Origin of the sequence: Micromonospora peucetia (assembly GCF_900091625.1) — a bacterium.
Taxonomy (GTDB): Bacteria; Actinomycetota; Actinomycetes; order Mycobacteriales; family Micromonosporaceae; genus Micromonospora; species Micromonospora peucetia.
The window spans coordinates 2,335,064-2,358,696 of the sequence record NZ_FMIC01000002.1; the positions used below are offsets into that span (position 1 = coordinate 2,335,064).

Here is a 23,633-nt window from a genome sequence, read left to right on the forward strand (position 1 = left end):
CGGCTGTCCGGGGCTCGTCGGCGGTCACTCGGGTTTCGGGGTCGGGTTGCCGATCGAGATCTCGTTCGTGCAGAGCGTCATGTCCGTGCCGGTCACGGTCAGCTCCACCGCGTCCCCGCCACCGCTGATCTCGAAGAACCGCTGGTTCAGCCCCTTCTTGACGGGGAAGGTGTGGCTGCCCTTGCCGAGCCGCAGCACGGCGGTCCCGTCGGCGGAACTGAGATAGCCGATGCGCACGATCCAGAACCAGTCGTCGCGGGGTGTTGCCAACGGCATCCGCACGGTCTGTCCTGCGGCGACCAGGTAGCCGCAGCCCTCCTGCGGGCCGGGCCTGATGCTGCTGCCCTGGATGGTCGCCACCTGGATCCGCCCCAGTCCGTCCAGCACGGACGCGTTCTCCGTCTCGTGCACGAACTCGGGTCGGGCGCCGACGGCGGCGAAGAACCGGGACTGGAGGTTGTACGGCCAGGAGAGGCTCGGCACCACGCCGTCCGGGACCGGGGTGTCGAAGAAGACCGTGCCGGGCGGGGCGCTGGCCAGCTCGATGCGGGCGGTGTCGAGATAGGAGCGGCCATACTTGAGCGCCCACTCGTCGCTGTAACGGGAGGTGGTCCACACCGTTCCGAACATGGCAACCACCACGAGCACGAGAAGGCCGGAGGTCACCACCTCCCGATACCTCTCGGGCACCGGGCCCAGCAGGTCCGGACGGGAGGGATCCGGACGGTGTTCCGCTCCGGGGCCGGTCGGCGCCTTGGTGCGGACGACGTCAGCGACCGCGCGGGGCGGGCGCGGGGAGCGGGACGCGGGGCGTGAGGAGCGGGACGCGGGGCGCGGGGCGGCGCCGGCCGGCGCCGGCCGGGCGATTCCCACCAGGGCGACACCGACGCAGATCGCGGCGACCACCACGACGTCGCTGACGTACCGGGGCACGCCGCCGGCGATGGCGCTGAAGACCGAGCCGAGGCGGGTGGCGCCGAGCAGCGCGGCGACGAGGATCAGGTAGCACCCCAGCAGCACCCAGGCCCGGCTGGCCGTACGGTCCCGCCGGATGGTCAACACGACCAGTGCGGCGAACACCGCCCAGGCGATCCAGCGTCCCAACTCGGGCGGCGCGACCACCGGCGCACCGTCCCCCGCGCCCAGCCAGCCCCAGGGACCACCCAGCAGTCCCGGCACGAGGGTCGAGCCGAACAACTCGGTGAGGAATGACAGGAGCTCTCCCGGCGACTCCGGGCGGCGCAGGGACGACTCGGAGCGGACGAGGTACACCGAGGCGAAGGCGCCGACCAACGCGGTCAGCGTCAGCCAGGAGGGCCACCATCGGCGCAGTGCGGTCAGCACCGCGCGCACCGGACCGCCGTCGGTGAAGAAGCAGACGGTGAACAGGAAGACCAGCGGTACGACCAGCAGGGTCTTCTCGAAGAACAGCAGGCCGAGCAGGACGGACAGCGCCAGCGACAGCAGATGCCGCTTCCGGCCGGTGCGGACGTACTTGAGCTGGGCACCGAGGGCGAGCACCATGGCCAGTTGCATGGGCAGCATGTTCGCCCCGACCGCCCACCAGGAGGTCGCCTCCAGGGTCAGCGGGCTGAACAGGAACATTCCCAGCGGAACGAGCATCAGGCGGCTCGGTCGCAGCAACGTGCGCAGCAGCCGGTAGAAGGCCACCGCGAGCACGGCCTGGCCGGCGGCCATCAGCAGCACGTACGGCCAGTAGGTGAGCCCGAAGGAATCGGTGATCAGCCAGGTCAGCAGGCGACCACCCGGCATGAAGTGGTTGTTGTACAGGGTGAGCAGGAAACCTGGCGTGAGGTCGGACTCGGTGGACTGCGTGATCAGCACGTAGTCGTCGGCGCCCAGATAGCCGCGCGAGGCGATCTGCGCACGCCACAGCACGCTCAACACGATCATTGCGATGGCGACGGACCGGGTCGGATCGCGCCTCAGTCCGCCGGCTCCGCCACGCGTCGTGTCCACCCCGTCTGTCGATGCCATGGCGGGAAGACTGCCACACCGCCGAGGGGTGCTCCCATCAGGTCAACGGATGGTTCGGGTGCCGCGCGGGGCCCGCGTACAGTGGCCGCCACCAGCGCGGCGGTCGTCGTGCCCGGACAGTGGTGAGGTCGAGCGGGATGCGCGAACGGCTGGTGCCGCACGGCGCGGCCGCCGCCGTGACGGCGGTGGTGCTCGCCCCGCTGGCCCTGCCCGGATACGTGCTCCGCTACGACATGGTCTTCGTGCCCCGGCAGGCGCTGAGCTGGGAGGCGATCGTCCCGGCCTCGGCGCTGCCCCGGGCCGTCCCGCAGGACGCGGTGGTCGCGCTGGCCAGTCAGGTGGTGCCCGGCTGGCTGCTGCAACGGCTGGTGCTGGTCGCGATCCTGTACCTCGCCGCGCTGGGCGCCGCCCGGCTGGTGCCGACCGACCGGGTCGCGGTCCGGGCGGTGGCCGCCGTCGGGTACGCCTGGACGCCGTACCTCGCCGAGCGGCTGCTCGTCGGGCAGTGGGGGCTGCTGGTCGCGTACGCCGCGCTGCCGTGGTTGGTGCGGGCGGCGCTCGACGTGCGGGCGGGCCGGCCCGGTGGGCTGCGCCGGCTGCTGCTCGCGGCGGCGGCGTCGGCGATCACGCCGACCGGTGGGGTACTCGCCCTGGTGGCGGTCGCGGTGCTGCTGCCCGGACGGTATCCGGCGGCCGTCCGGTCGACGTCGCTGGGCGTGGGGCTGACGCTGCTGCTCAACGCGCCGTGGCTGGTGGCCGGCCTCGCCAGCGGCGGTGCCGGCCGGTCCGATCCGGCCGGGGTGGCGGCGTTCGCGGCGCGCGCGGAGAACTGGGCCGGCCCGCTGGCGGCGCTCGCGGGCACCGGCGGGATCTGGAACGCGCAGACCACCCCCGCGTCCCGGGCGGTGGTGCTGGTGCCGTTGGCCACCGCGCTGCTGCTCGCCGTGGCCGGGTACGGCTTCCCGCTGCTGCGCCGGCGCTGGCCGCCGTCGGTCGCCGGCCGGTTCGGTCTGCTCGCCGCCGGTTCGTGGCTGGCGGCGGCGCTCGGGGTGCTGCCCGGCGGCGCGGACCTGCTCGGCTGGCTGGTCGCCACCGTGCCCGGCGCCGGCCTGGCCCGGGACGGCCAGAAGCTGCTGGTGCCGTACGCGCTGGCACTGGCGGTGGCCGGCGCGCTCGGCGCGGAGCGGCTCGCGCAGCGGCTCGCGGCCCGCTTCGACGCGACGACCGCCGGAGCGGTGCTGGTCGGCGCTGCGCTGCTGCCGGTGGCGCTCCTGCCCGACCTGGCCTTCGGCGGCGCCGGCCGGCTCCGGCCGGTGGCCTGGCCGGCGGACTGGGCGACGGTGGCCCGGCTGACCGCCGAGCGGCCCGGCGAGGTGATCTCGCTGCCGTTCCAGGAGTACCAGAGCTTCCCCTGGAACCACGGCCAGGTGGTGATCGACCCGGCGCCCCGCTATCTCGCCGTGCCGGTGCTCATCGACGACACACTGCGGGTGGGTGGGCTGGCGGTGGCCGGCGAGGACGCGCGTGCCGCGCGGGTGCGGGAGGTGCTCGCCGCCGGTGCGCCGCTGTCGACCACGGGCGCGCGGTGGGTGCTGGTGCAGCGGGCGGCCGGCCCGGCCCCGGCCCCGACGGCGCTGACCGGGCTGCGCAGCGTCCACGCGGGACCGGAGCTGACCCTCTACGAGAACCCCGACTGGTCGCCGCCGCCCGCACCGGCCCGGCCCGGGCCGGTGGGACTGGCCCACCTGTTGACCGGAACGGTGGTGATGGTGATCGTTCTTTCGGGCGCTGCGCGGGGACGCTACCGCGTGGTAGCGTCCCGGCACGCGAGTCCCGCGGAAGGAGAAGGTGGATGAGGAACCTGCCCGCGTTCGTCGCCGTCGGGGTACTCGGGGTCGTGCTCGGCCTGCTCGGGAGCGTCGGACTGGCGAATGCGCTCAGCCCGTCCGCCAAGGAGGCCGCCAACACCAAGGTGAGTGAGCAGGGGACCGAGGCTCCGCTGTACGGCACGCGCTGAACCACACGATGAAGGGCACCCGCCGAGGCGGGTGCCCTTCTCATCGTTCCCGGGTCACCTACGGGCGGCCACCCGCGTCACCAGGCGGGCGAAGCGCGCCCCGGTCGCCGTCCAGGTGAAACGGGACGCGTGGACCAGCGCGGCCTCGCCCATCGCCTTGCGCCGCACGTCGTCGGCCAGCAGTTCGCGGACGACGGCGGTGAACTCCGCCTCGTCGTCGACGAGCAGGCCGGTCTCGGTGTCGACCATCGCCTCGGCGACGCCGCCCGCATAGCGGAAGGCCACGGTCGGGGTGCTCCGGGCGGCGGCCTCCACGATGGTCAGTCCCCAGCCCTCCTTGAGCGAGGGGGTGAGCGCGATCCACGCCGACGAGAGCGCCGCGTGCTTCTCCTCCTCGCTGATGAAGCCGGTGAACCGGACATGGCCCGCGATGCCGAGCGATTCGGCCAGTTCCCGTAGCGGCTGCTCCCACCAGCCCTGGCCGGCCACCACCAGCTCCAGGTCGGGCAGTTCGGCGACCAGTTCGGCCACCGTGCGCAGGGCGATCTCCACCCGCTTGTGCGGCACCAGCCGGCCGAGCACCAGCAGCGACGGGTGCGGCGTGCGCGGCAGCGCCGGGCCGGTCACCGGAGGCGTCCCGTTGGGCACCACGTCGATCCGTTCCGCGTCCACCCCGAGGGCGGCCAGCTCCGTCCGGCTCGCCTCGGACACCGTCACGTAGCGGCAGCGGCGGTAGAGCCGGACCGCCAGCCACGACTCGATCCACCAGCCCAGCCGGGCCATCCGCGGGCCGAAGACCACCGGCCACTGCTCTCGATGCACGTGGTGCACCAGGGTGAGCACGGGGCGGCCGGCGTAGAGCGGGGCGAAGAACGGCACCCCGTTGCAGACGTCGACGACCACGTCAGGCCGGCCGGGACCGCGCCGGCTCAGCGGACCGAATCCGAGCCGGCCGGCCACGCAGGTCAGCGCCGCCCGGGCGTAGACCGTCATCCGGGAGCCGCGCCGCAGCACGCGTACGCCCTCGGGTGTGGTCTCGGCCGGGCCGCCGTTGGCATGCGCGGCGCAGAGCAGGGTGACCCGGTGGCCGGCGGCGACGAGTTGGGCGGCGATGCGCTCGATGTATACCTCGGAGCCGCCGCCCTCCGGGTTGGTCGTGTCACGCCAGTTGAGGAACAGGACGTGGCGCGAGAGGGTGTCGGAGTTGTCCACGCTGCTCCTACCGACGAGTAAGTGAGCACGATCGCGCCACCCTAGGGCGACGTGGGTCACATTCGCAATGGGCCGCTTCGGTGGCGACGGTCCGGCGACGGCTGGTCGTCAGGGGGTTTGCCGGCGACGGAAAACCTTGGCAGGGTGTGCAGCGCGACCGCGTACGGTGGCCGGCGTCACCCCGGCACCAGGCGGCGCGACCTGCGGCCGGACGCCCCCCGTTCCGGCGAATGACGAGGAGGTGGCCGGGCGTGCTGCGTGACGGTTCCGCAGCGGTGCGGCGCCTCTTCCGGCGGTCGCCGGTGGTGCTGCTCAGCGCCGCGCTCACGCTGCTGCTGGCCGGCTGGGCCGCGGTGGCGTACGTCCGGTCGGACCGTGGCGTCCCGGAGTGCCTGGATCGGGTCCGACTGCGGGTGGCCGCGGCCCCGGTGGTCGCGCCGGCCCTGGACCAGATCGTCCGGGCCAGTGTCGGCACCCAGCCCTGCGTCTCGATCGTGGTCCAGGCCCAGGAGTCCGCGGCGGTCGCGGCGGACGTGGCCAACGGCGTGGACGTCGCCGACGCCTGGGTGCCGGAGTCCACGTTCTGGCTGCGCCGGGCCCGCGCCGCCGGCGCGTTCGAGGTGCCGGCCCAGGGCACGTCGGTGGCGAGCACGCCGGTCGTGCTCGCGGCGACCGAGCCGGCGGCACGTCGGCTGGGTTGGCCGGCGAAGCCGCTGACCTGGCGGTCCCTGATCGGCCCGAAGGCCCGTGCCGAGGTGGGGCTGCCCGACCCGGCCGCCGACCCGGCCGGTGTCGGGGCGGTGCTCGGGGTGCGTGGCCTGGCCGCCGGGGAACGGGACCCCGCCGGGTCGGTCGCGGCGGTGCTGCGCCGGCTCGCCAACCGGACGTTCACCCCCAGCGACGGCCTGCCGGCCGGGTCGGGACTGCCGGGCAGGGCCGACGCCGTGGCGACCAGCGAGCAGGCCGTGCTCGGGCACAACGCGCTGGCCGGCGGCGACAAGCTGGTCGCCGCGTATCCGGAGGTCGCGGTCCCCGCGCTGGACCTGCCCTACGTGGTGCTGCCCGCCGCCCGTGGTCCGGTCCGGGACGCCGCCGCCGGATTCCTCACCAACCTGCTCACCGGGGCGGCCCGGGACGCGTTGAGCGGGCACGGTTTCCGCACCGCGGCCGGCTTCCCACCGGCGGTGCCCCGCGACGGACGGCTGTCGCCGGAGATACGCGAACCGGCGCCGCTGCCCGCCGAGGAGACCGTCACCGAGGCGCTGACCGGCTGGAGCGGCGTGCAGCGCAGCGCCCGCATCCTCACCGTGCTGGACATCTCCGGCTCGATGTCGGCCCAGGTGCCCGGCTCGGCCGAAACCCGGCTCAGTGCGACGCTCAAGGCGGCCCAGGAGGGCTCCGGCCTGCTGCTCGACAACAGTGAACTCGGGGTGTGGGTCTTCGCCACGAAGGTCGACGGCGACCGGGACCACCGGGAGATCCTGCCCGTCGCTCCGCTGGGTGGGACGCAGCGGGAGCGGCTGGCGGAACGGCTGGCCGCCGTCCGGGTGAAGCCCCGGGGCGGCACCGGCCTGTACGACACGACGCTGGCCGCGTACCGGGACGCCCGGCGGAACTGGACGCCCGGGCGGATCAATCTGGTGCTGATCATGACCGACGGGCGCGACGAGGACGAGGAGAGCATCGGCCGATCCAAGCTGCTGGCCGAGCTGACCGCGCTCCAGGACCCACGCCGGCCGCTGCCGATCGTCTTCATCGGGCTGGGCAGGGACGTCGACCCGGACGAACTGGAGACGATCGCCGAGGTCACCGGCGGGCAGGTGTTCCGCACCGAGCAGCCCAGCGGCATCCGGCAGATCTTCTTCTCCGCGCTCGCCGACCTGAGCTGCCTGCCCCCGGAGTGCCGGCGGTGACCCTGGTGCGCCGGGTCGCCCGGTCGGTCCGTGAGGCGCCGGGCACGGCCCTGTCACTGCTGCTGCTCACCGTGATCGCGTTCGTCCAGCGGCCCGGTCAGGTCACCTTCGACACCAAGCTCGACCTCGCCGCGAACCCGGTGCACTTCATGACCCGGGCGCTGCACCTGTGGAACCCGGAGGCCACTTCGGGGGAGTTGCAGAACCAGGCGTACGGCTACCTGTTCCCGATGGGGCCGTTCTTCGCCGGGGGCCAACTGCTGGGCGTACCGCCGTGGATCACCCAGCGGGCGTGGACCGCGCTGCTGCTGGCCGTCGCGTTCTACGGCCTGCTGCGGCTGGCCCGGGCGTTGGGCGTCGGCACCGAGCCGACCCGGTACGCGGCGGCGCTCGGCTACGCGCTGGCCCCCCGGATCCTCACCGAGATCGGTGCGCTCTCCTCCGAGACGCTCTCCGCCGCGATGCTGCCGTGGGTGCTGCTGCCGCTGGTCCTGGTGCGCCGGATCGGGTCCCCGCGAAAGGCCGCCGCGCTCTCCGCGCTGGCCGTGCTCGGCATGGGCGGGATCAACGCGGCGGTGGTGCTGCTCGCCCTGCTGCTGCCCGGGGTCTGGCTGCTCACCCGCCGGTGGGACCGCGAGCACCTACGGCTGGTGGGCTGGTGGTGCCTCTGCGTCGTCGGGGTCTGCCTCTGGTGGATCGTGCCGCTGCTGCTGCTCGGCGAGTACAGCCTGCCCTTCCTCGACTACATCGAGTCGTCCACCACCACGACGGCGGTGGCCTCGCTCTTCCAGGCGGTGCGCGGCACCAACCAGTGGGTCGCGTACATCGTGCAGGGCGACCCGTGGTGGCCGGCCGGCTGGCTGCTGATCGACAACCCGGTGCTGATGACGCTCACCGCGGTGGTGGCGCTGGTCGGCCTGGCCGGGCTGGCCGGCAACCTGCTGCCCGAGCGCCGGTTCCTGGTGCTGGGCTTCCTCACCGGGCTGACCCTGCTCACCATGGGCTACGTCGGCAGCCTGGACAGCCCGCTCTCGGCGCAGGTGCGGGACCTGCTGGACGGCCCGCTGGCGCCGTTCCGCAACGTGCACAAGCTGGACCCGGTGCTGCGGCTGCCGCTGATGCTCGGCTTCGCGCACGGCGTCGACGCGTGGGTCACCCGGCTGCACCGGGCCACCGCTCGGCGCCGGCCCGCCCTACGGTTGCGCCCGCTGGTGTTCGTACCGGTGCTGCTGCTGGTGCTGGGGGCCGCCGCGCCGGCCTGGCTGGGTCAGTTACGGCCCGCACCGGGCTGGTCGGACCTGCCGCCGCACTGGCGGGCGGCGGCGACGTGGCTGGCCGACCGGGACGCGTTGGCCCGCACCCTGATCGTGCCGGGCTCCGGTTTCGGCCAGTACGAGTGGGGGCGGTCCGTCGACGAGCCGCTCCAGGCCCTGGCCGGGGCGCCCTGGGCGGTGCGCCACCAGATCCCGCTGGGCTCGACCGGCAACACCCGGATGATGGACACCGTCGAGTCCGTCCTGTCCCACGGCCGAGGTTCGGCCGGTCTGGCCGACTTCCTGGCCCGGTCCGGGTTCCGGCACCTGTTGCTGCGCAACGACATCGACCGCACGCAGGTGGACGCGCCGCCGGTGGCGGTGCTGCGCCGGGCGCTCGCCGGGTCGCCGGGGATCGCGCGGGTGGCGACCTTCGGCAGCACCAGCACCTTCGGCCGTACGCCGGGCAGCCCGGTCGACGAGGCCGCCGGCCCGCTGCCGGCCGTCGAGGTGTACGAGGTGCAGCGCCCGGTGCCGGCCGCCTCGGCGGTGCTCGCCGCCGACGTGCCGACGGTCAGCGGCGGACCGGAGTCGCTGCTGCCGCTGTTGGAGCAGGGGCTGGTGGAGCGGGACCGGCCGGTGGTGCTGGCCGGCGACCGGGCCGGCTTCCGCGACGGCGGCGACGGGTCGTGGATCGTGACCGACGGGCTGCGTCGCCGGGAGCGTGACATCGGCCGGGTCCGGGACAATCTCAGCCAGACGTTGACCGCGGACGAGGCGGGACGGCAGGGTCGGGTCGCCCTGGACCTGCTGCCGTTCGCCGGCGACCAGCACCAGACGGTCGCCGCCTACCAGGGCGTACGCGAGGTGACCGCCTCCAGCGCGGTCAGCTTCGTGGACAACCTGTCCCCCGCCGACCCGTCGCACCTGCCCTTCGCGGCGGTCGACGGCGACGACCGCACCGCCTGGCGTTCCGCGCCGTTGGCCGGGCCGGTCGGCCAGTGGCTCGAGGTGGACCTGGACACCCCGCGCGAGGTGGCCCGTGTCACGCTCGCCTTCGTCGACGACCTCGGGGTGGGGTGGCCGGTGACCCGCTTCCGGCTCACCACGGACCGGGGCTCGGTGGACCACGAGGTCGCCCGCACGCTGGGCGCGCACGCGTACTACACGCTTCCCGGCTCCACCAGCCGGGTGCGGGTCACGGTGCTGGCGGTGGCCGGTGGGCACCTCGACGGCGGGGTGGGGATCCGCGAGCTCGCCATCCCCGACACCAGCCCGCGCCGGGCGCTGCGCACTCCCGCCGACCTGCCGGCCGGCTTCGTCGGCCCGGTCGCCTGGTCGTTCAGCCGGGGACCGGCCGACCGGCCCGCCTGTTTCCCGACCGCCGCCGCCGACTCCGGATCGGACGCCGGTCCGGCCACCGGTTCCGGCACCCGGCCCCCCGGCACGGTGATCCGGTGCGACCGGTTCCTGGCCCGGGTCGGCGAGGAGCCGCTCGGGGTGGACCGGCTGTTCCAGAGCCCGAACCCGGGGACGTTCCGGCTGGCCCTCACCGCCGTGCCCCGGCCGGGCGGGCAGTGGATGCTGTCCGGGGTGCCGGTCCGGGCCGGCGCGTCGTCCCACCTGGCCGGTGACCCGGCCGTGGCCGCGTACGCGGCGGTCGACGGCGACCCGGGGACGGCCTGGCTGGCCGACACCGGCGACCTGCGACCCACCCTGCGGCTGAGCTGGTCGGGGCCGCGCCGGATCGCCGAGCTGCGGCTGCGTCCTGCGGAACTGCCGGTCGGCTCGCTGCCGGAATCGGTCGAGGTACGCACCCAGGGCGCCAGCCGGGTGCTGCCGGTCGGCGCGGACGGCGTGGTCCGTTTCCCGGCGGTGCTGACGGACCGGATCGAGATCGTGGTGCGGGAGTCCGCCGCCCGGGTGGCCGACCGGCGGGGCAACGGCTGGACGGCGACCCCGGGCATCGCCGAGGTGCAGATCCCCGGGCTGGACGACCTGCTCCGCCCGATCGCCGGCACGACGCGCGTCGTGGAGCGGTGCGGCTCGGGGCCCGTCGTCGAGCTGGACGGGGTCCGCTACGACACGTCCGTCGCCGGCCCCCTCGCCGACGTGGTCGACGGTCGGCCGCTGCCGGTCACCGTCTGCGGTGCCACCGGCGCGGTGGTGGACCTTCCGGCCGGCGGGCACCGCCTGGTGACCTCGCCGTCGGCCGGCTTCGTCGTGCAGGACGCCACACTGCGTCCGGAGGCGGCCCTCGCCGCGCCCCGGCATCGCGAGGTGACCGTGCTCGACTGGAATCCGACGGACCGGCGGGTGCGGGTCGCCGCCGGTGGCGCGGCGCTGCTGGTGGTGCCGGAGAACGCGAACGCCGGCTGGACGGCGACGGTGGACGGTCGGCCGCTGGCCGCCACCCGCGTCGACGGCTGGCAGCAGGCGTGGGTGCTGCCCGCCGGTGGGGACGGCGAGGTCCGCCTGGTGTTCGCGCCGGACCGGACGTACCGGGGCGGGTTGGCGGCCGGGGCGGTGATGGCCCTCGGGGTGCTGCTGCTGGCGGTCCTGCCGGTGCGGCGACGGTTGGCCGCTGGTTCCGTGCCGCTCCCGGCGGGCGCGGTGCCGGCCGAGGGGCCCGCCTGGGTCGCCGGCGTCCTGCTGGTGGTGCTGCTCGCCGCGCTGGGCGGCGTGCTGCCGGTGGCCATCGTGCTGGCCGCGATGCTGCTGCGGCAGCTCGCCCGCCGGGCGCTTCCGGTGGTGGTGTTCGGCGCGCTGACCGTTGCCACGGTGACGGCGGTGATCGGGCGGTTGCAGGGCCACGGCCAGGAGTGGGCGTACGGCCCGTGGGTGCAGGGGGCGATGCTCGTCGCCGTCGGGGCGGTCGTCGCCGCGGTGCTTCCCGTGCCCGGGGTTCCGGCGACGGGTCCGGTGGTGCCCCGCGCGCGGACAGGTGGGACGGACCCGGATGATGTGACGCCGGGCACGCAGGATGGACGGCCGGCCGCAGCCACGGATCGGGACGAGGACGGGACGGTGGCGTGATGAGCGCAGCACACGACGGAGTCGGTGGGCCGGCAGCCCGTCGCCGGTTCGCCACGCTGGGCCGGTCGGTGGCCCTGTTCCAGGCGTTCCTGGTCGAGCAGACCGACCCGGACCGCTTCTACGGGCTGCTCGCCGACGACTCCGTACGCCAGGTGTCCGGCTACGTTCCGCTCGCCGGACGGACGGTGCTCGACGTCGGCGGCGGTCCCGGCTACTTCGCGGCGGCCTTCCGTGCCGCCGGGGCCCGCTACGTGGGGCTCGACCCCGACGTGGGCGACTTCTCGGCGGCCGGCGACTCGGTAGCCGGAATGCTGCGGGGCAGCGGTACCGCTCTGCCGGTTCGCTCCGGCGGCGTGGACGTCACGTTCTCGTCCAATGTGCTGGAGCACGTCTCGGAGCCCACCCGGATGCTCGACGAGATGGTCCGGGTGACCCGACCGGGCGGGGTGCTCTTCGTGTCGTTCACCCCGTGGTTGTCGCCGTGGGGTGGGCACGAGACCGCACCGTGGCACTACCTCGGCGGTGACCGGGCCCGACGGCGCTACCAGCGCCGCAACGGCCGGCCCCCGAAGAACCGGTTCCGGGAGACGCTCTTCCCGACCTCGATCGCCCAGACGCTGCGTTGGGCCCGGGGCAACGCCGAGGTCGAACTGCTGGACGCCCTGCCGCGTTACCACCCGTGGTGGGCCCGGTGGGTGATCCGTCTTCCCGGCATCCGGGAGGTGGTGGCGTGGAACTTCCTGCTCGTTCTGCGTCGGGCCGGTGCGGAACCGGACGGCGCGGCGGAAAAAACAGAGCTGACCGGGGGTCGCGTTGCTATGTGACTAAGTAGTAACCTCGCGGCCATCCCTCATCGACAGCGGCGAAACTTAGCTCCTCCAGGGAGGAAACATGAAGCACCGCGCCATAGGTGCCGTGCTGTTCGGCGGCGGCGCACTGCTCTTGGCGCTTGCCGCCGGGCTTGTGTTCGTGGTCAAGCCCGCGATGGCCAAGCTGCCCTACGATCTGGAAGCCTCGACCTCGGTCGCCGAGGCGAGGGGCGCGACCTTCCTCCAGATCACCAACGGCAGCATCGCGATCAACCGCGCCGACCTGAGGTCCACCGTCCGCGTCTCGCCCGACGCCAAGACGACCGGCAAGCTCTCCGGTGACCTCGACGGCAAGGCCGTCGTCTGGCAGGTCGGGCAGACCGTGGAGCGGACGGACTCCAAGGAGCTGGTCAGCGCGTACGGTGCCGCGCTGGCGCTCGACCGGGTCTCCGGTTCCGCGCTCGAATGGAACGGCCAGTACCTCGACGACACCGGCACGCAGGAGAAGGCGCAGTTCTCCGGCCAGATGTACAAGTTCCCGTTCGGCGCGGAGAAGAAGACCCACCAGATCTTCGACCGTGACCTGCGGGACGTCCGGCCGGCGGAGTTCAAGGGCACCGAGGACATCAAGGGCATCGAGTCCTACCGCTACGAGCAGGTGATCACCGACGAGCAGCTGAACCTGGCGGAGGGTCGGGTCAAGCTGCTGCTCGGCGCGCTGGCGCCGGGGGCGACCACCGGCAAGGTCGTCTACAGCAACACCCGGACCGTCTGGATCGACCCGGTGACCGGCTCGTTCCTCAATGTCCGCGAGGTGCAGCGCAAGACCCTGGTGCCGGACATCGGCGCTCCGGCCACGCTGCTGGACGCGGACTTCTCGTACACCGAGGAGACCGTCGCCGCCTCGGTGAAGCGGGCGGAGGACAGCCGGCAGGGACTGACCCTCCTCGGCGTGTACGTGCCGATCGGCCTCGTGCTGCTGGGCCTGGTGCTGGCGGCGGCCGGTCTGCTGGTGAGCCGGCGGGGCACGGCCCAGGCGGCCGGGGAACCGCGGCACCGGGCTGACGTGACCGCCGAGCAGCCGGCTGCCGCCGACCGCGGTGGCGACCCGTCGGTGCCGGGTCAGCGCCCGGCGCCGGGCCAGGTGGAGCAGCGCTGACCGTGCGCTGAGTGGTACGCGAAGGGGTGGGCCGGCCCGGCCCACCCCTTCGGTGCCTCCGCACTCCTCCACTCCGGTGCGGGGCCGGTGTCTCTCCGCCCCCGCACCGGCCAGCCTCAGAGTCGGGCGAGCGCCTTGCGCAGCGGGTCGAGGCCCAGCGAGCCCAGGTCGAGCGCCTGGCGGTGGAACTCCTTGAGGTCGAAGTCGGCGCCCTTGCGGGCCTTCGCCTCGTCGCGGGCCTGGAGCCAGATCCGCTCGCCCACCTTGTAGGAGGGGGCCTGCCCCGGCCAGCCGAGGTAGCGGTTCAACTCGAAGCGCAGGTTCTCGTCGGGCACCCGGCAGTGCGCCCGCATGAACTCCCAGCCCAGCTCCGGCGTCCAGCGTTCGCCGGGGTGGAAGCCGAACGGGTTGTCCTTCGGGATCTCCAGTTCCAGGTGCATGCCGATGTCGACGATCACCCGGGCGGCCCGGAACGCCTGGCCGTCCAGCATGCCGAGCTTGTCGCCCGGGTCCTCCAGGTAGCCCAGCTCGTCCATCAGCCGCTCCGAGTAGAGCGCCCAGCCCTCGCCGTGCCCGGAGACCCAGCAGAGCAGCCGCTGCCACCGGTTGAGCAGCTCGGCCCGTACGGCGGTCTGGGCGACCTGGAGGTGGTGGCCCGGCACGCCCTCGTGGAAGACGGTGGTCACCTCCCGCCAGGTGGAGAAGTCGGTGACACCCTGCGGCACCGCCCACCACATCCGCCCCGGGCGGGAGAAGTCCTCGCTGGGGCCGGTGTAGTAGATCGCGCCGTCGCTGGTCGGGGCGAGGCAGCACTCGATGCGGCGTACCTGCTCGGGGATGTCGAAGTGGGTGCCGTGCAGGTCGCCGATCGCCTTGTCGGCAAGCGCCTGCATCCAGTCCCGGAACGCCTCCTTGCCCTGGATCGTCCGGGCCGGGTCGGCGTCCAGCGCCGCGACCGCCTCGTCGATGGTCGCGCCGGGGCCGACGATCCGGCGGGCCACCGACCGCATGTCGGCCTCCAGCCGGGCCAGTTCCTCGAACCCCCAGGCGTACGTCTCGTCGAGGTCGATTCTGGCGCCGAGGAAGTACTGCGAGGCCAGCTCGTAGCGCTCGCGACCCGCGGCCTGCTTCTCCCTGCCGAGCGGGGCCAGCTCGGTGCGGAGGAACTGGCCGAACTCGGCCGTCGCCGCGGTCGCCGCCGCCGCGCCCCGACGCAGTTCGGCACCGAGGGTGCCGTCGGCGCCCAGCCGCTCGACCAGCCCGTGGAAGAAGTTGTCGCCGTCCGGGTCGACCCAGATGTCGCACTGCTTGGCGACCTCGACCAGCTGCACCCGGGCGCTGACGTGGCCGGCGGCGGCAGCCTCACGCAGCGTCGCCTTGTAGCCCTCCAGCGTGCCCGCGAAACGGTTGAGCCGGGCGGCCACGTTGGCCTTGTCGTCGTCGCCGTCGGTCGGCATCAGGTCGAAGACCATGCGGACCTCGTGCAGGCCGCTGGCGATCACGTTGACCTCGCTGCTCGACTCGCCGGCGTCGTAGCGGGCGAGGTCGAGGCCGAGCCGTTCCTGCATGGCCTCCTTGGCGGTCCGCTCCGCCTCGGACTCCGGTTCGGTCACGTCCAGGTCGGTAAGCGTCCGCCGGATCACCTCCGCCCGGGCCGCGTATCCGTCGGGTGACAGGTCATCGAGCTGGTCGTCGTAGCCGGTGATGCCGACGTAGGTGGCGCCGATCGGGCTCAGCGGCGCCCAATCAGCCACGTACCGGTTCGCGAGGTCATCGATTCGTCCCACCCTGCGACCCTACGTGACCGGGCACCCCGCCCGTCGACCGTGTCACCCGCGTTCAGGAAGCAGCTCGGCGGGATCCCGCCTCCAATGTGGGTCGGTTGCTGTGGCGGTCGACACGGCGCGGAGAAAGTCACGGGACTTCGTCGTACGGCTGCGGCAGAGTGTCAGGGGTGACAGCGGAACTCACTCCTGACCGGACGGCACTGCGGAGCTGGCTGCCCGGGTTCCTGGCGCTGGCCGCGATCTGGGGCTCCAGCTTCCTGTTCATCAAGATCGGCATCGGGGAGCTGCATCCGCTGCACCTCACCCTCTACCGGGTCGCCGCCGGCACGGTGACCCTGCTGCTGGTGCTGGCCGTGCTCCGCGACCGGCTGCCCACCGAGCCCCGGGTCTGGGCGCACCTGACCGTTGTCGCCGCGTTCGGCGTCGCCGTGCCGTTCACCCTCTTCGGCTACGGCGAGCAGCGCGTCGAGTCGATGCTCGCGGGCATCTGGAACGCCACCACCCCGCTCATCGTGCTGCCGCTGGCCGTGCTGGTCTTCCGCACCGAGCGGCTGACCGCGCGGAGGGCAACCGGGATGGCGTTGGGTTTCGCCGGTGTGCTGGTGGTGCTCGGGGTCTGGCAGGGGGTGGGCGGGGCGCACTTCACCGGGCAGCTCATGTGCCTGGGCGCGGCGGCCTGTTACGGCGTCGCCATCCCGTACCAGAAGAAGTTCATCGCGGGCAGCGCACACTCCGGGCTCTCGCTGTCGGCGGCGCAGTTGCTGATCGCGACCGCCCAGCTCGCGGTCGTCGCGCCACTGGTGGCCGGGGCGCCGCCGGCACCGACCGGCCTCTCGGTCGAGGTGCTCGCCAGCGTGCTCGTGCTCGGCGCGCTCGGCACCGGCCTCGCGTTCGTCATCAACCTGCGCAACATCCGGATCGCCGGGGCGAGCACCGCCTCCACCGTGACCTACCTGGTTCCGGTGTTCGCGGTGCTGATCGGCGCCCTGGCCCTCGACGAGCGGCTCACCTGGCACCAGCCGGTCGGCGCGCTGATCGTGCTCTTCGGCGTCGCCGTCTCACAGGGCCTGATCGGCCGCCGGCAAGCGCCCGCCGGCGTCATGGAGCCCCCCACGCCCGCCGGCGTCATGGAGCCCCCCACGGCCGATGTCGCTGTCGCTGCGCCGGCCGGTGTCGCCGAGCCGGCCGGCGTCGCCGCGCCGGCCGTTTCGTCCGCATTGTCCGTGCCGGCTGCCCGCTGCTGAGCGATTTCGGCCGTCGGCACGGCGACCACCGGCCTCCGTGCGACGCGGTCTCATGAACGGGGCAGCTCGACAGCGGCCGGGCCGCCATCACCCCCGTGGCCGGCGGGCTGCCGGCGAGGGCCCAGCCCACCAGGTCGAGCAGCCAGGACTTCAGCGGGTGGCGTGCTCGCGGGCCCAGTCGACCAGCCGGTCGGCGTCCCAGGCGTTGACCACCCGGTCGGCGGGCACCCCGCACAGGGCGGCGCGCTCGCAGCCGAACCGCTGCCAGTCGAGCTGGCCGGGTGCGTGCGCGTCGGTGTTGACGGCGAAGTGGCAGCCCGCCTCCATCGCCCGGCGGATCAGCCGCTTCGGCGGGTCCTGCCGCTCCGGCCGCGAGTTGATCTCGACGGCAACCCCCCGTTCGGCGCAGGCGGCGAAGACGGCGTCCGCGTCGAAGTCGCTCTCCGCCCGGGTACGCGGCCGGTGCGCCCGGTCGCCCGGCCCCTTCACCCCGGCCGGCCGGGACGACACCATCCGTCCCGTGCAGTGGCCGAGGATGTCCAGGTGCGGGTTCGCGATCGCGGTCAGCATCCGCCGGGTCATCTTCGCCCGCTCGTCGTTCAGGCCGCTGTGCACCGAGCCGACCACCACGTCGAGGCGGGCGAGCAACTCCTCGTCCTGGTCGAGCGACCCGTCGGCGAGGATGTCCACCTCGATGCCGGTGAGGATCCGGAAGCCTTCCGGCAGTGCCTCGTTGACCTTCGCCACATGGTCGAGCTGCTGGCGCAGCCGGTCGGCGGTCAGGCCCCGGGCCACCTTCAGCCGCGGCGAGTGGTCGGTCAGCACCAGGTATTCGTGGCCCAGTTCGACCGCCGCGAGGGCCATCTCCTCGATGGGCGAGCCGCCGTCGGACCAGTCGGAGTGGGTGTGGCAGTCGCCGCGCAGCGCGGTGCGTAACGCGGTGGCCGCCGCGTCCAGGTCGGTGCCCTCGGTGGCGAGCAGTCGGCGCAGGTAGACCGGCTCCTCACCGGTGAGCGACTCGGCGACGCAGCGGGCGGTGACGTCGCCGACCCCGGGCAGCTCGGTGAGCCTGCCGGTGCGGGCCCGCTCGGTGAGTTCCCTCGTCGGAAGCGCGGCCAGCGCTGTGGCCGCCGACCGGAACGCCCGGACCCGGTAGGTCGCCTCGTTCGCCCGCTCCAGGAGGAAGGCGATCCGGCGCAGGTCGGCGATGGGGTCCCGGGCGCTCATGCCATGGAAAATACGCCTCCGCGCCGCCGGTCGTCAGACGACCGGCGGCGCGCAGGCTCACGGATCAGGAGTGCGGCAGCTGCACCAGCGACCTGTCGCCGATGCCGAGGGTGCTCGGGTTGTTTCCGATCGCCGACCAGACCTCCACCTTCACGGTGCCGTTCGACAGGTTGCCGAGAGTGCCGGTGGCGGAGTGCAGACCGCTCTGCTGGGTGTAGCGCTCGTAGCCGGGGACCGGGTCGGTGGCGAAGTAGCGGTACGTCTCCACCCGATCCCAGCTGCCGTTGCCGGTCAGGTCGTAGGAGACCCGCATCTGCACGCCGTTGCCGACCGCGTTGCCGGCGTCGAGGAACAGGTCGAACGTGGTCTGCCCGCCGGCGTACGTCAGGTCCAGGCCTGTCGCGGTGAACACCTGCGGGTTGGTCGGCGTGCCGTCGCGGTTCGCGCCGCCCGCGCCGGCCACCGTGCTGGTCGCCGGGCCGCCGGCCGCGCCGAGCCCGCCGCCGGGCAGCAGGTACCGGGTGGGGAGGTCCGACGACGGCGGCGGGGTGGTGGGCGGTGGAGTCGTCGGTGGCGCGGTGGTGGGTGGGGCGGTCGTCGGCGGGGCCGTCGTGGGCGGCGGCGTGCCGGTGACCCCGCCGGTCGCGGTGCCGCCACTCCAGGTGTACGCCCCGCTGGTCGCCGTCTTCCCGGCGGGCACGGCGAGCCGGGTGCCGTCGGAGAAGGTGACCGTCAGCGGCGCGGCGGTGATGTTGCTCGCCACGTAGGTGCGGGCGCCGTTGCGCTGGAACACCGATGCCAGCGGGTGGTTGGCGGTGATCCCGGTCTGCACCAGCCCGAGGGCGGCGAGGTTGCGGACCCAGTGGAAGGTGTGTGCGCGGCTCTCGCCCTCCTCCGGGGTGTAGCCGGGGTTCGCGCGCAGCTTCGCCAGCGCCGCGTCCGGGTCCCCGAGCGCCAGGAACTGCCAGAGGATGTCCTGCCACACCGTCGGTTCACCGCCGTTGTTGCGCACCAGCTCCTGGTAGTTCGCCCGGTTGGAGGCCGGGTGCTGGCCGAGGTAGAGGTGCCCGCCGGTCACCGGGAGCATGTTGATGCCCTGGATCATCTCCGGGTCGGCGCTGAACCAGGTGGCGTACGCGCCGCCGTCACCCCAGACCATGCCGACCGTGGAGTGCCCGAACGCCGAGGGGTAGTTCTCGTTCGTCACGTCGAACCAGTACTCGTGGATCGCCGCGGCCTGTGTGGTGTGGATGAAGATGCCGGCGTCCCGCACGGCGGTGTTGCCGGTGGCCTGGCCCCACTGGATGAGGGCGTTGGCGAAGTTCATCCCCTCGGACGAGGACTCCTGGTTGTTGCCGGCGTTGAACGAGCCGTGCCCGGCGGCCCAGTCGTGCCCGGCGTAGATGTCGAAGTCGCGCAGGTACGGGAAGCGGTTGTCCGTGCGGTCGTAGTTGTTCGCGTCCCGGATCAGCAGGTCGATCATGCCGCCGTACTGGTCCTGCCGGGCCCAGGTCGGGTCGAACTTCGCCAGGGTCGCGGCGGCGGCGATGTAGTAGCCGTAGTGGAAGTGGTGGTCGTTGAGCTCCTGGTCGGAGCCGTAGGAGGCCGGGTAGCCGATCAGGGTTCCCCAGTTGCGGTCGTAGTGGAAGACGCCCTCGGTCTCCCCGGGCGTGGCGGTGAGCCAGTCGTTGAGCGTGCCGCGGATGGCGTTCAGCGCGGCGGTCCGGGTCTCGGCGTCGCCGACCTGGTCGGCGATCTCGACGATCCGGGCCGCCCGGCCCAGGCCCTTGCCCGTCCAGTAGGTGTCGCCGCCGCGCTGGTCCATCGGGTTGCCCCGGACCGCCGCCAGCTGGTTGCGCAGGGTGGTCAGGTCCGCCCCGGTGCCGGTGGCGACGGCGGGGACCTCCGGCAGCACCCCGTGGAACTTCATCGAGGTGCGGAACTGGTCCACGCCGGCGAGCACCTTCATCCGGCCGCGCGCCGACGGGTAGGTGAGCGTCAGCGGGGTGGAGCCGGTGAGCGACCGCCACTGGTGCGGGTAGAGGCTGACGACTGTCCGGTTCGCGGTGCCCTCCCGGGCCGTCGTGGTGACGGCGTACGTGGTGGTGACGGTGCTGGTCGCCTGGTCGTACGCGTACGAGACCCGGGTGCCGGTGACGTGGGCGTGGGCGTACCGGCCGTAGGTGGTGGCGAGTTCGGCGCGGGAGGTGGCGTCGGTGCTCGGCGTGCTGGGCAGCAGGGCGACCGAGAAGTAGCCCCTGCCGGCCAGGTTGGAGGTGATCCGTCCACCGTTGACGGACCAGGTGGCGCCGGTGGGCGCGTACGCCACGTAGTCGTGCCCCCGGACGGTGAAGCCGATGGTGGCGCCGTTGTTCGACCAGACCGTGGCGCTGCCGCCGGTGGCGTTGATCAGGGCGTCGCCGCCGCTGGTCCGGAAGTACGCGAACGGCAGGCCGTGGCCGATGGTGGCGCGCATGGTCCGGGCGCCGTCGTTCCAGTACGGGGTGACCGTCCAGTCGGTCCAGCCGTCGACCTTGACGACCGGGGCGGCGAGCGCGGCGACGCCGACCCGGATGTCTTCGGAGTACGTGTACTTGTACTCGCCGACGCCGGTCGGGGTGCCGCTGATGGTGGGCGTGGAGGTGGCCGAGAGGCCGAGACCGTCGCCGGACGGCTGGTAGGAGACCGGGTGGGCGTGCAGCGGTTCGCTGTAGGAGCAGTTGGTCCGCTTCCACAACAGCGACGACCACCAGTCGTTGGTGGGGATCGGCCCGGGGGGCGCGTCGGCGGTGGCGAACTGGCGGGGGTTGGTGGTCATGTCTCCGCAGCCGGTGGGCAGGGGGCCCACGCGGTCGGTGGTGTAGCTGCCGGCACCGACGGTGGCGGCCTGGGCGGGGGTGGTGGTGACGACGGCGAGGCCGCCGAGGGCGAGGGCCAGGGCGGAGGTGGCCGCCACGACCCAGGTGCGGCGTGTCGCGGGAGGTGTCACAGTGCCTCCGGTCGGGGAGCGCCGGTCGGGGACGGGCGCGGGCTGCGGGCGAATTGTGCGGAAAGTTGCCTCAGAGAGCGCTCTCTTGAAGCGGGACGCTAGCCCAACGCCGAGACTCCCGTCAATGTTTCCGCTCGATGAACCGCTGATGACGACAATCCGGAGCGGGTCGTCAGCCGGTTGCCGGCGCCTTCGGGCAGCCGTGCCGGCGGTGCCAGCCGGTCACCTCGGTGGCCGGTTCCTTGTTGCCCTTGCGCCGCCACGAGTTCAGGTACGGCGCCGGCCACACCACGCCCCGCCGGATCCACCAGCCGTCCCGCCCGGTGCACGCCGGAGAGATGCCGAAGTGCAGGTGGCAGACGTTGTTGGCGTTCCCCGTCCGGCCCACCTCGCCGAGCTGCTGCCCGCCGCGCACCCGTACCCCGGCGTCGATGCCGTCGGCGATCCGGCGCAGGTGCGAGCCGTAGTAGCGCACCCCGTCGTCGCCGAGCAACGACACCGACAGCCCTCCGTTGTGCGGCCCCCGCGGCCCGCGCTTGTCGAACCGGTCGACCCGGCTGACCTCTAGGACGACGCCGTCGGTCACCGCCACGACCGGTTCGCCACAGTCGGCGAAGATGTCCGTGCCCGGGTAGGCCGAGTGGGTCGGGTGGTAGGCGACGTTCGTCGCGCGTACCGGGAAGACGTGCGGCAGCCCGGCGCGCGTCGGCGCGGTCGACGGGCCGGTCGGAGCGGCGCCGGTCGGAGGCGGAACGCTGGTCGGGGTGGCGGCCGGCGACGCCGGCTGCCAGGCCGTCGCCGGCAGGCTCGGGCGAGGGCCGCCGGGCGTCGTCCCGGGCCGGGTCGTCGCGCAGCCGGCGGCCAGCACCGGCACGAGCAAGAGCAGGACCGGATACGCCGGACGCGCGCGGCGTCCGATCGTCGGCGAGGTCATCCGGGCATCCTGACAGAGTCGGTACGGTGGGACGAGTTCCACGGCAGAGGGGGAGGGGTCGATGACGACCGGACGGTACGCCTTCCCGCCCGACCCGGACACCGGGTTCCGGCCGCCGCCACACGCCCCCTCGGGGCTCTTCCCGTCCGGGCCACCCTCGCGGCCCACCTACCGCGAACCGCACCCGGTCACCGGCGCGGGTGTCGCGGCCGGTGCCGCCGTCGCGACCGCCTGGCTGGCGCTCTTCGGCCTGCTCGGCCGCAGTGTGTCCGGGTACGCCTGGTGGACGCTGCTGGCCGGCGGGCTGGCCTGGCTGGCCGCGCTGCTGCTGGTCCGTTCCGGCGACCGTGGGGTGGCCACCGGGGTTGCGATCGTCACCGCCGGCGGGTGGAGCATCGCCGCCGCCATCGTGGTGGTGCGCTGGGCGTCGAGCGGGGACTGGCCGCTCTGGTGAGTGCCGCGCGGGCCCGGGCCGTGGCTGCGCTGCGTCGCGGGCCGGCTGCGCAGCGAATCCCGTCTTGACGTGGCCGTCTGAACTCGGCACGCTCGCTGGTATGGCCTGGACCACTCCGCGGCTCGATCCCGAGCGCAGCCGCCGTCGCCAGCAGCTCCTCGCCGAGTTGGCGGGTGCCCGGGCGGTACGCCAGCGCGAACGGCCACAACGGGCGCGCAGCGAGCGGCTGCGGGAGCTGATCGCCACCCGCCGCCGGGTCGCCGGCTGACCACCGGCAGACTTTCCCCAGGATTGACCGGCCCTTCGGGGCGTTGACCGGTCGCCTGCCGACCCGACCGGCTAACGTGCACGCGTAACGGGTCGGCCTACCGAGGCTTTTTTGGGGGAACCGTGTCGTACTTCGCTGCGGCCGTCGTGCGTGACGACAGCGGTTGGACGGCCGCAGAGGTGAACCTGCGGGGCGCCACCGACATCGAGGACGTCGCCGACCGGCTGCGCGACGTCGACCAGGACGCCGACCTGTCGCTACTCTTCGTCGAGGCGGACGACGCGTACCTGGTCATCATGCGTTTGGACGAGGGGGAGGACCTGCGGGTCTTCGGCTCCGACTCGGCCTACGCGGAGGAGTCCCGGCTGGGCGCACTGCTGGTCGGGGACCTGAAGACCTCGGTGACCGGGCTGGACGACCCCGAGGAGCCGCGCCCGTCCGGCCGTGGCGACGAGGACACCGAGCAGCCCGCCGTCGACCCGGAGGCCGACCCGGTCGGTGAGGCCGACCTCTTGGCCGACCTGGGTATCTCCGCGCAGAAGCTGCTCAACCTCAGCGCGCGGGAGGGCATGATGCCGGCCGACGTCACCGCCGAGTTGTGTCAGGTGCTCGGCTGCGTTGACGAGGTCGAGGAGTTGCGTGAGGTCTGAGCCGTCCGGGCCGGGCCGGGCGGGGGCGGGCGGCGTCGAGCCGGCCGACGCCACCGATCCGGCCCTCGGCACCGTACGCCCCGGGCAGCCGACCCCGGGTTCGGCCGGCCGGGTCGGGCCCGGCGCCGACGAGGGGCTGGCCGACCCGGCCGGGGCCGGCCGGCGGCAGCGGCACGAACTGTGGATGCGCCGGGCCCTGACGGTCGCCGTCACCGGCCCGGACCTCCCCGGCGACGCGGACCGTCCCCGTCCTTCCGGCGCGGACCTCCGACCCGGCGGCGCGGGCCCCGACGCCTCCGACGACGTCCCGGTCGGCGCCGTGCTCTACGGGCCGGACGGCGCCGAGGTGGCGATCGGACGCAACGAGCGGGAGCTGACCGGCGACCCGACCGCGCACGCCGAGGTGCTGGCGTTGCGCCGGGCCGCCGGACGGCTGGGCCGCTGGCGGCTCGACGGCTGCACGCTGGTGGTCACCCTGGAACCCTGCACGATGTGCGCGGGCGCGCTGGTGCTGGCCCGCGTCTCCACCGTGGTCTTCGGCGCCTGGGAGCCCAAGACCGGGGCGGCCGGCTCGCTGTGGGACGTGCTGCGCGACCGCCGCCTCAACCACCGGCCGGAGGTGTACGGCGGCGTCCTGGAGCCGGAGAGCGCCGCACTGCTACGCGCCTTCTTCCGCTGACCGC

At 73.7% G+C, this 23,633-nt stretch carries 17 protein-coding genes; 11 read left to right on the top strand and 6 right to left on the bottom strand.

The genetic code is table 11. The features are described 5' to 3' along the window. Window positions 1-24: 24 nt before the first annotated feature. Complete coding sequence (locus GA0070608_RS10930; protein WP_245715767.1) at window positions 25-1,998, bottom strand: hypothetical protein; 1,974 nt, start codon at window positions 1,996-1,998, stop codon at window positions 25-27. Window positions 1,999-2,135: 137 nt separating this feature from the next. On the opposite strand from GA0070608_RS10930, the gene GA0070608_RS10935 reads away from it, so the two are divergent. Both GA0070608_RS10935 and GA0070608_RS32575 read left to right on the top strand, forming a co-directional pair. Then, on the top strand, window positions 2,136-3,854 hold the full coding sequence (locus tag GA0070608_RS10935; RefSeq protein WP_141719442.1) for an MmpA family trehalose lipid delivery protein: 1,719 nt from the start codon (window positions 2,136-2,138) through the stop codon (window positions 3,852-3,854). Further along, window positions 3,851-4,015: a hypothetical protein gene (locus GA0070608_RS32575; RefSeq protein WP_157747273.1), complete on the top strand. Its 165-nt coding sequence runs from the start codon at window positions 3,851-3,853 to the stop codon at window positions 4,013-4,015. Before GA0070608_RS10935 ends, GA0070608_RS32575 begins: the two co-directional genes overlap by 4 nt. Window positions 4,016-4,069: 54 nt before the next feature. On the opposite strand, the gene GA0070608_RS10940 is transcribed toward GA0070608_RS32575, so the two are convergent. Further along, window positions 4,070-5,227: a glycosyltransferase family 4 protein gene (locus GA0070608_RS10940; RefSeq protein WP_091626166.1), complete on the bottom strand. Its 1,158-nt coding sequence runs from the start codon at window positions 5,225-5,227 to the stop codon at window positions 4,070-4,072. A gap of 251 nt (window positions 5,228-5,478) precedes the next feature. On the opposite strand from GA0070608_RS10940, the gene GA0070608_RS31965 reads away from it, so the two are divergent. The 4 genes from GA0070608_RS31965 (at window position 5,479) to pgfA (ending at window position 13,397) form a co-directional block, all read left to right on the top strand. Then, entirely contained in the window at window positions 5,479-7,140 is a 1,662-nt protein-coding gene (locus GA0070608_RS31965) for a substrate-binding and VWA domain-containing protein (protein ID WP_176733689.1), read from the top strand. Continuing rightward, the gene (locus GA0070608_RS10960) at window positions 7,137-11,429 is read left to right on the top strand and encodes an alpha-(1->3)-arabinofuranosyltransferase (protein WP_245715768.1); all 4,293 of its coding nucleotides are present in this window, start codon (window positions 7,137-7,139) and stop codon (window positions 11,427-11,429) included. The genes GA0070608_RS31965 and GA0070608_RS10960 overlap by 4 nt, the downstream gene beginning before the upstream one ends. Next, window positions 11,429-12,253 (top strand): class I SAM-dependent methyltransferase, encoded by an 825-nt coding sequence (locus GA0070608_RS10965; RefSeq protein ID WP_091626173.1) that lies wholly within the window; start codon window positions 11,429-11,431, stop codon window positions 12,251-12,253. The genes GA0070608_RS10960 and GA0070608_RS10965 overlap by 1 nt, the downstream gene beginning before the upstream one ends. A 67-nt stretch (window positions 12,254-12,320) precedes the next feature. Next, a complete protein-coding gene (gene pgfA / locus GA0070608_RS10970) occupies window positions 12,321-13,397 on the top strand; it encodes a cell envelope lipid trafficking protein PgfA (RefSeq protein WP_091626177.1) in 1,077 nt (358 codons plus the stop codon). Window positions 13,398-13,513: 116 nt separating this feature from the next. Here pgfA and GA0070608_RS10975 read toward each other — a convergent pair whose 3' ends face one another. After that, complete coding sequence (locus tag GA0070608_RS10975) at window positions 13,514-15,184, bottom strand: DUF885 domain-containing protein (protein ID WP_091626181.1); 1,671 nt, start codon at window positions 15,182-15,184, stop codon at window positions 13,514-13,516. A gap of 167 nt (window positions 15,185-15,351) precedes the next feature. Between GA0070608_RS10975 and GA0070608_RS10980 the strand changes: the two genes are divergently transcribed. After that, window positions 15,352-16,428: a DMT family transporter gene (locus tag GA0070608_RS10980; RefSeq protein WP_091626185.1), complete on the top strand. Its 1,077-nt coding sequence runs from the start codon at window positions 15,352-15,354 to the stop codon at window positions 16,426-16,428. Between the two features lie 150 nt (window positions 16,429-16,578). On the opposite strand, the gene GA0070608_RS10985 is transcribed toward GA0070608_RS10980, so the two are convergent. The 3 genes from GA0070608_RS10985 to GA0070608_RS10995 form a co-directional block, all read right to left on the bottom strand. Beyond that, window positions 16,579-17,655 carry a PHP domain-containing protein gene (locus tag GA0070608_RS10985; RefSeq protein WP_091626190.1) on the bottom strand — a complete coding sequence of 359 codons (1,077 nt, stop codon included), beginning with the start codon at window positions 17,653-17,655 and terminating at the stop codon, window positions 16,579-16,581. 64 nt (window positions 17,656-17,719) lie between these two features. Continuing rightward, on the bottom strand, window positions 17,720-20,644 hold the full coding sequence (locus GA0070608_RS10990) for a glycosyl hydrolase (RefSeq protein WP_176733690.1): 2,925 nt from the start codon (window positions 20,642-20,644) through the stop codon (window positions 17,720-17,722). A gap of 172 nt (window positions 20,645-20,816) precedes the next feature. Next, complete coding sequence (locus GA0070608_RS10995; RefSeq protein ID WP_091626193.1) at window positions 20,817-21,578, bottom strand: M23 family metallopeptidase; 762 nt, start codon at window positions 21,576-21,578, stop codon at window positions 20,817-20,819. A 61-nt stretch (window positions 21,579-21,639) separates the two neighbouring features. Here GA0070608_RS10995 and GA0070608_RS11000 point away from each other — a divergent pair, with 61 nt between their 5' ends. From GA0070608_RS11000 to GA0070608_RS11010, 4 genes are all read left to right on the top strand, one after another. Beyond that, on the top strand, window positions 21,640-22,032 hold the full coding sequence (locus tag GA0070608_RS11000) for a hypothetical protein (RefSeq protein WP_091626197.1): 393 nt from the start codon (window positions 21,640-21,642) through the stop codon (window positions 22,030-22,032). Window positions 22,033-22,132: 100 nt separating this feature from the next. Then, window positions 22,133-22,300: a hypothetical protein gene (locus GA0070608_RS32580; protein ID WP_176733691.1), complete on the top strand. Its 168-nt coding sequence runs from the start codon at window positions 22,133-22,135 to the stop codon at window positions 22,298-22,300. A 122-nt stretch (window positions 22,301-22,422) separates the two neighbouring features. Then, window positions 22,423-22,950, top strand: a complete 528-nt coding sequence (locus GA0070608_RS11005) for a tRNA adenosine deaminase-associated protein (protein ID WP_091626199.1) — start codon at window positions 22,423-22,425, stop codon at window positions 22,948-22,950. A gap of 184 nt (window positions 22,951-23,134) precedes the next feature. Further along, window positions 23,135-23,629, top strand: coding sequence for a nucleoside deaminase (locus tag GA0070608_RS11010; RefSeq protein WP_176733952.1), 495 nt, complete (start codon window positions 23,135-23,137; stop codon window positions 23,627-23,629). Window positions 23,630-23,633 lie beyond the last annotated feature (4 nt).

Excerpts from the sequence above, each read along its gene's own strand:
- GA0070608_RS10930 (WP_245715767.1), bottom strand. The coding sequence starts at position 1,998 with ATGGCATCGACAGACGGGGTGGACACGACGCGTGGCGGAGCCGGCGGA.
- GA0070608_RS10935 (WP_141719442.1), top strand. The coding sequence starts at position 2,136 with ATGCGCGAACGGCTGGTGCCGCACGGCGCGGCCGCCGCCGTGACGGCG.
- GA0070608_RS32575 (WP_157747273.1), top strand. The coding sequence starts at position 3,851 with ATGAGGAACCTGCCCGCGTTCGTCGCCGTCGGGGTACTCGGGGTCGTG.
- GA0070608_RS10965 (WP_091626173.1), top strand. The coding sequence starts at position 11,429 with ATGAGCGCAGCACACGACGGAGTCGGTGGGCCGGCAGCCCGTCGCCGG.
- pgfA (WP_091626177.1), top strand. The coding sequence starts at position 12,321 with ATGAAGCACCGCGCCATAGGTGCCGTGCTGTTCGGCGGCGGCGCACTG.
- GA0070608_RS10985 (WP_091626190.1), bottom strand. The coding sequence starts at position 17,655 with ATGAGCGCCCGGGACCCCATCGCCGACCTGCGCCGGATCGCCTTCCTC.
- GA0070608_RS10995 (WP_091626193.1), bottom strand. The coding sequence starts at position 21,578 with ATGACCTCGCCGACGATCGGACGCCGCGCGCGTCCGGCGTATCCGGTC.
- GA0070608_RS11000 (WP_091626197.1), top strand. The coding sequence starts at position 21,640 with ATGACGACCGGACGGTACGCCTTCCCGCCCGACCCGGACACCGGGTTC.
- GA0070608_RS32580 (WP_176733691.1), top strand. The coding sequence starts at position 22,133 with ATGGCCTGGACCACTCCGCGGCTCGATCCCGAGCGCAGCCGCCGTCGC.
- GA0070608_RS11010 (WP_176733952.1), top strand. The coding sequence starts at position 23,135 with ATGCGCCGGGCCCTGACGGTCGCCGTCACCGGCCCGGACCTCCCCGGC.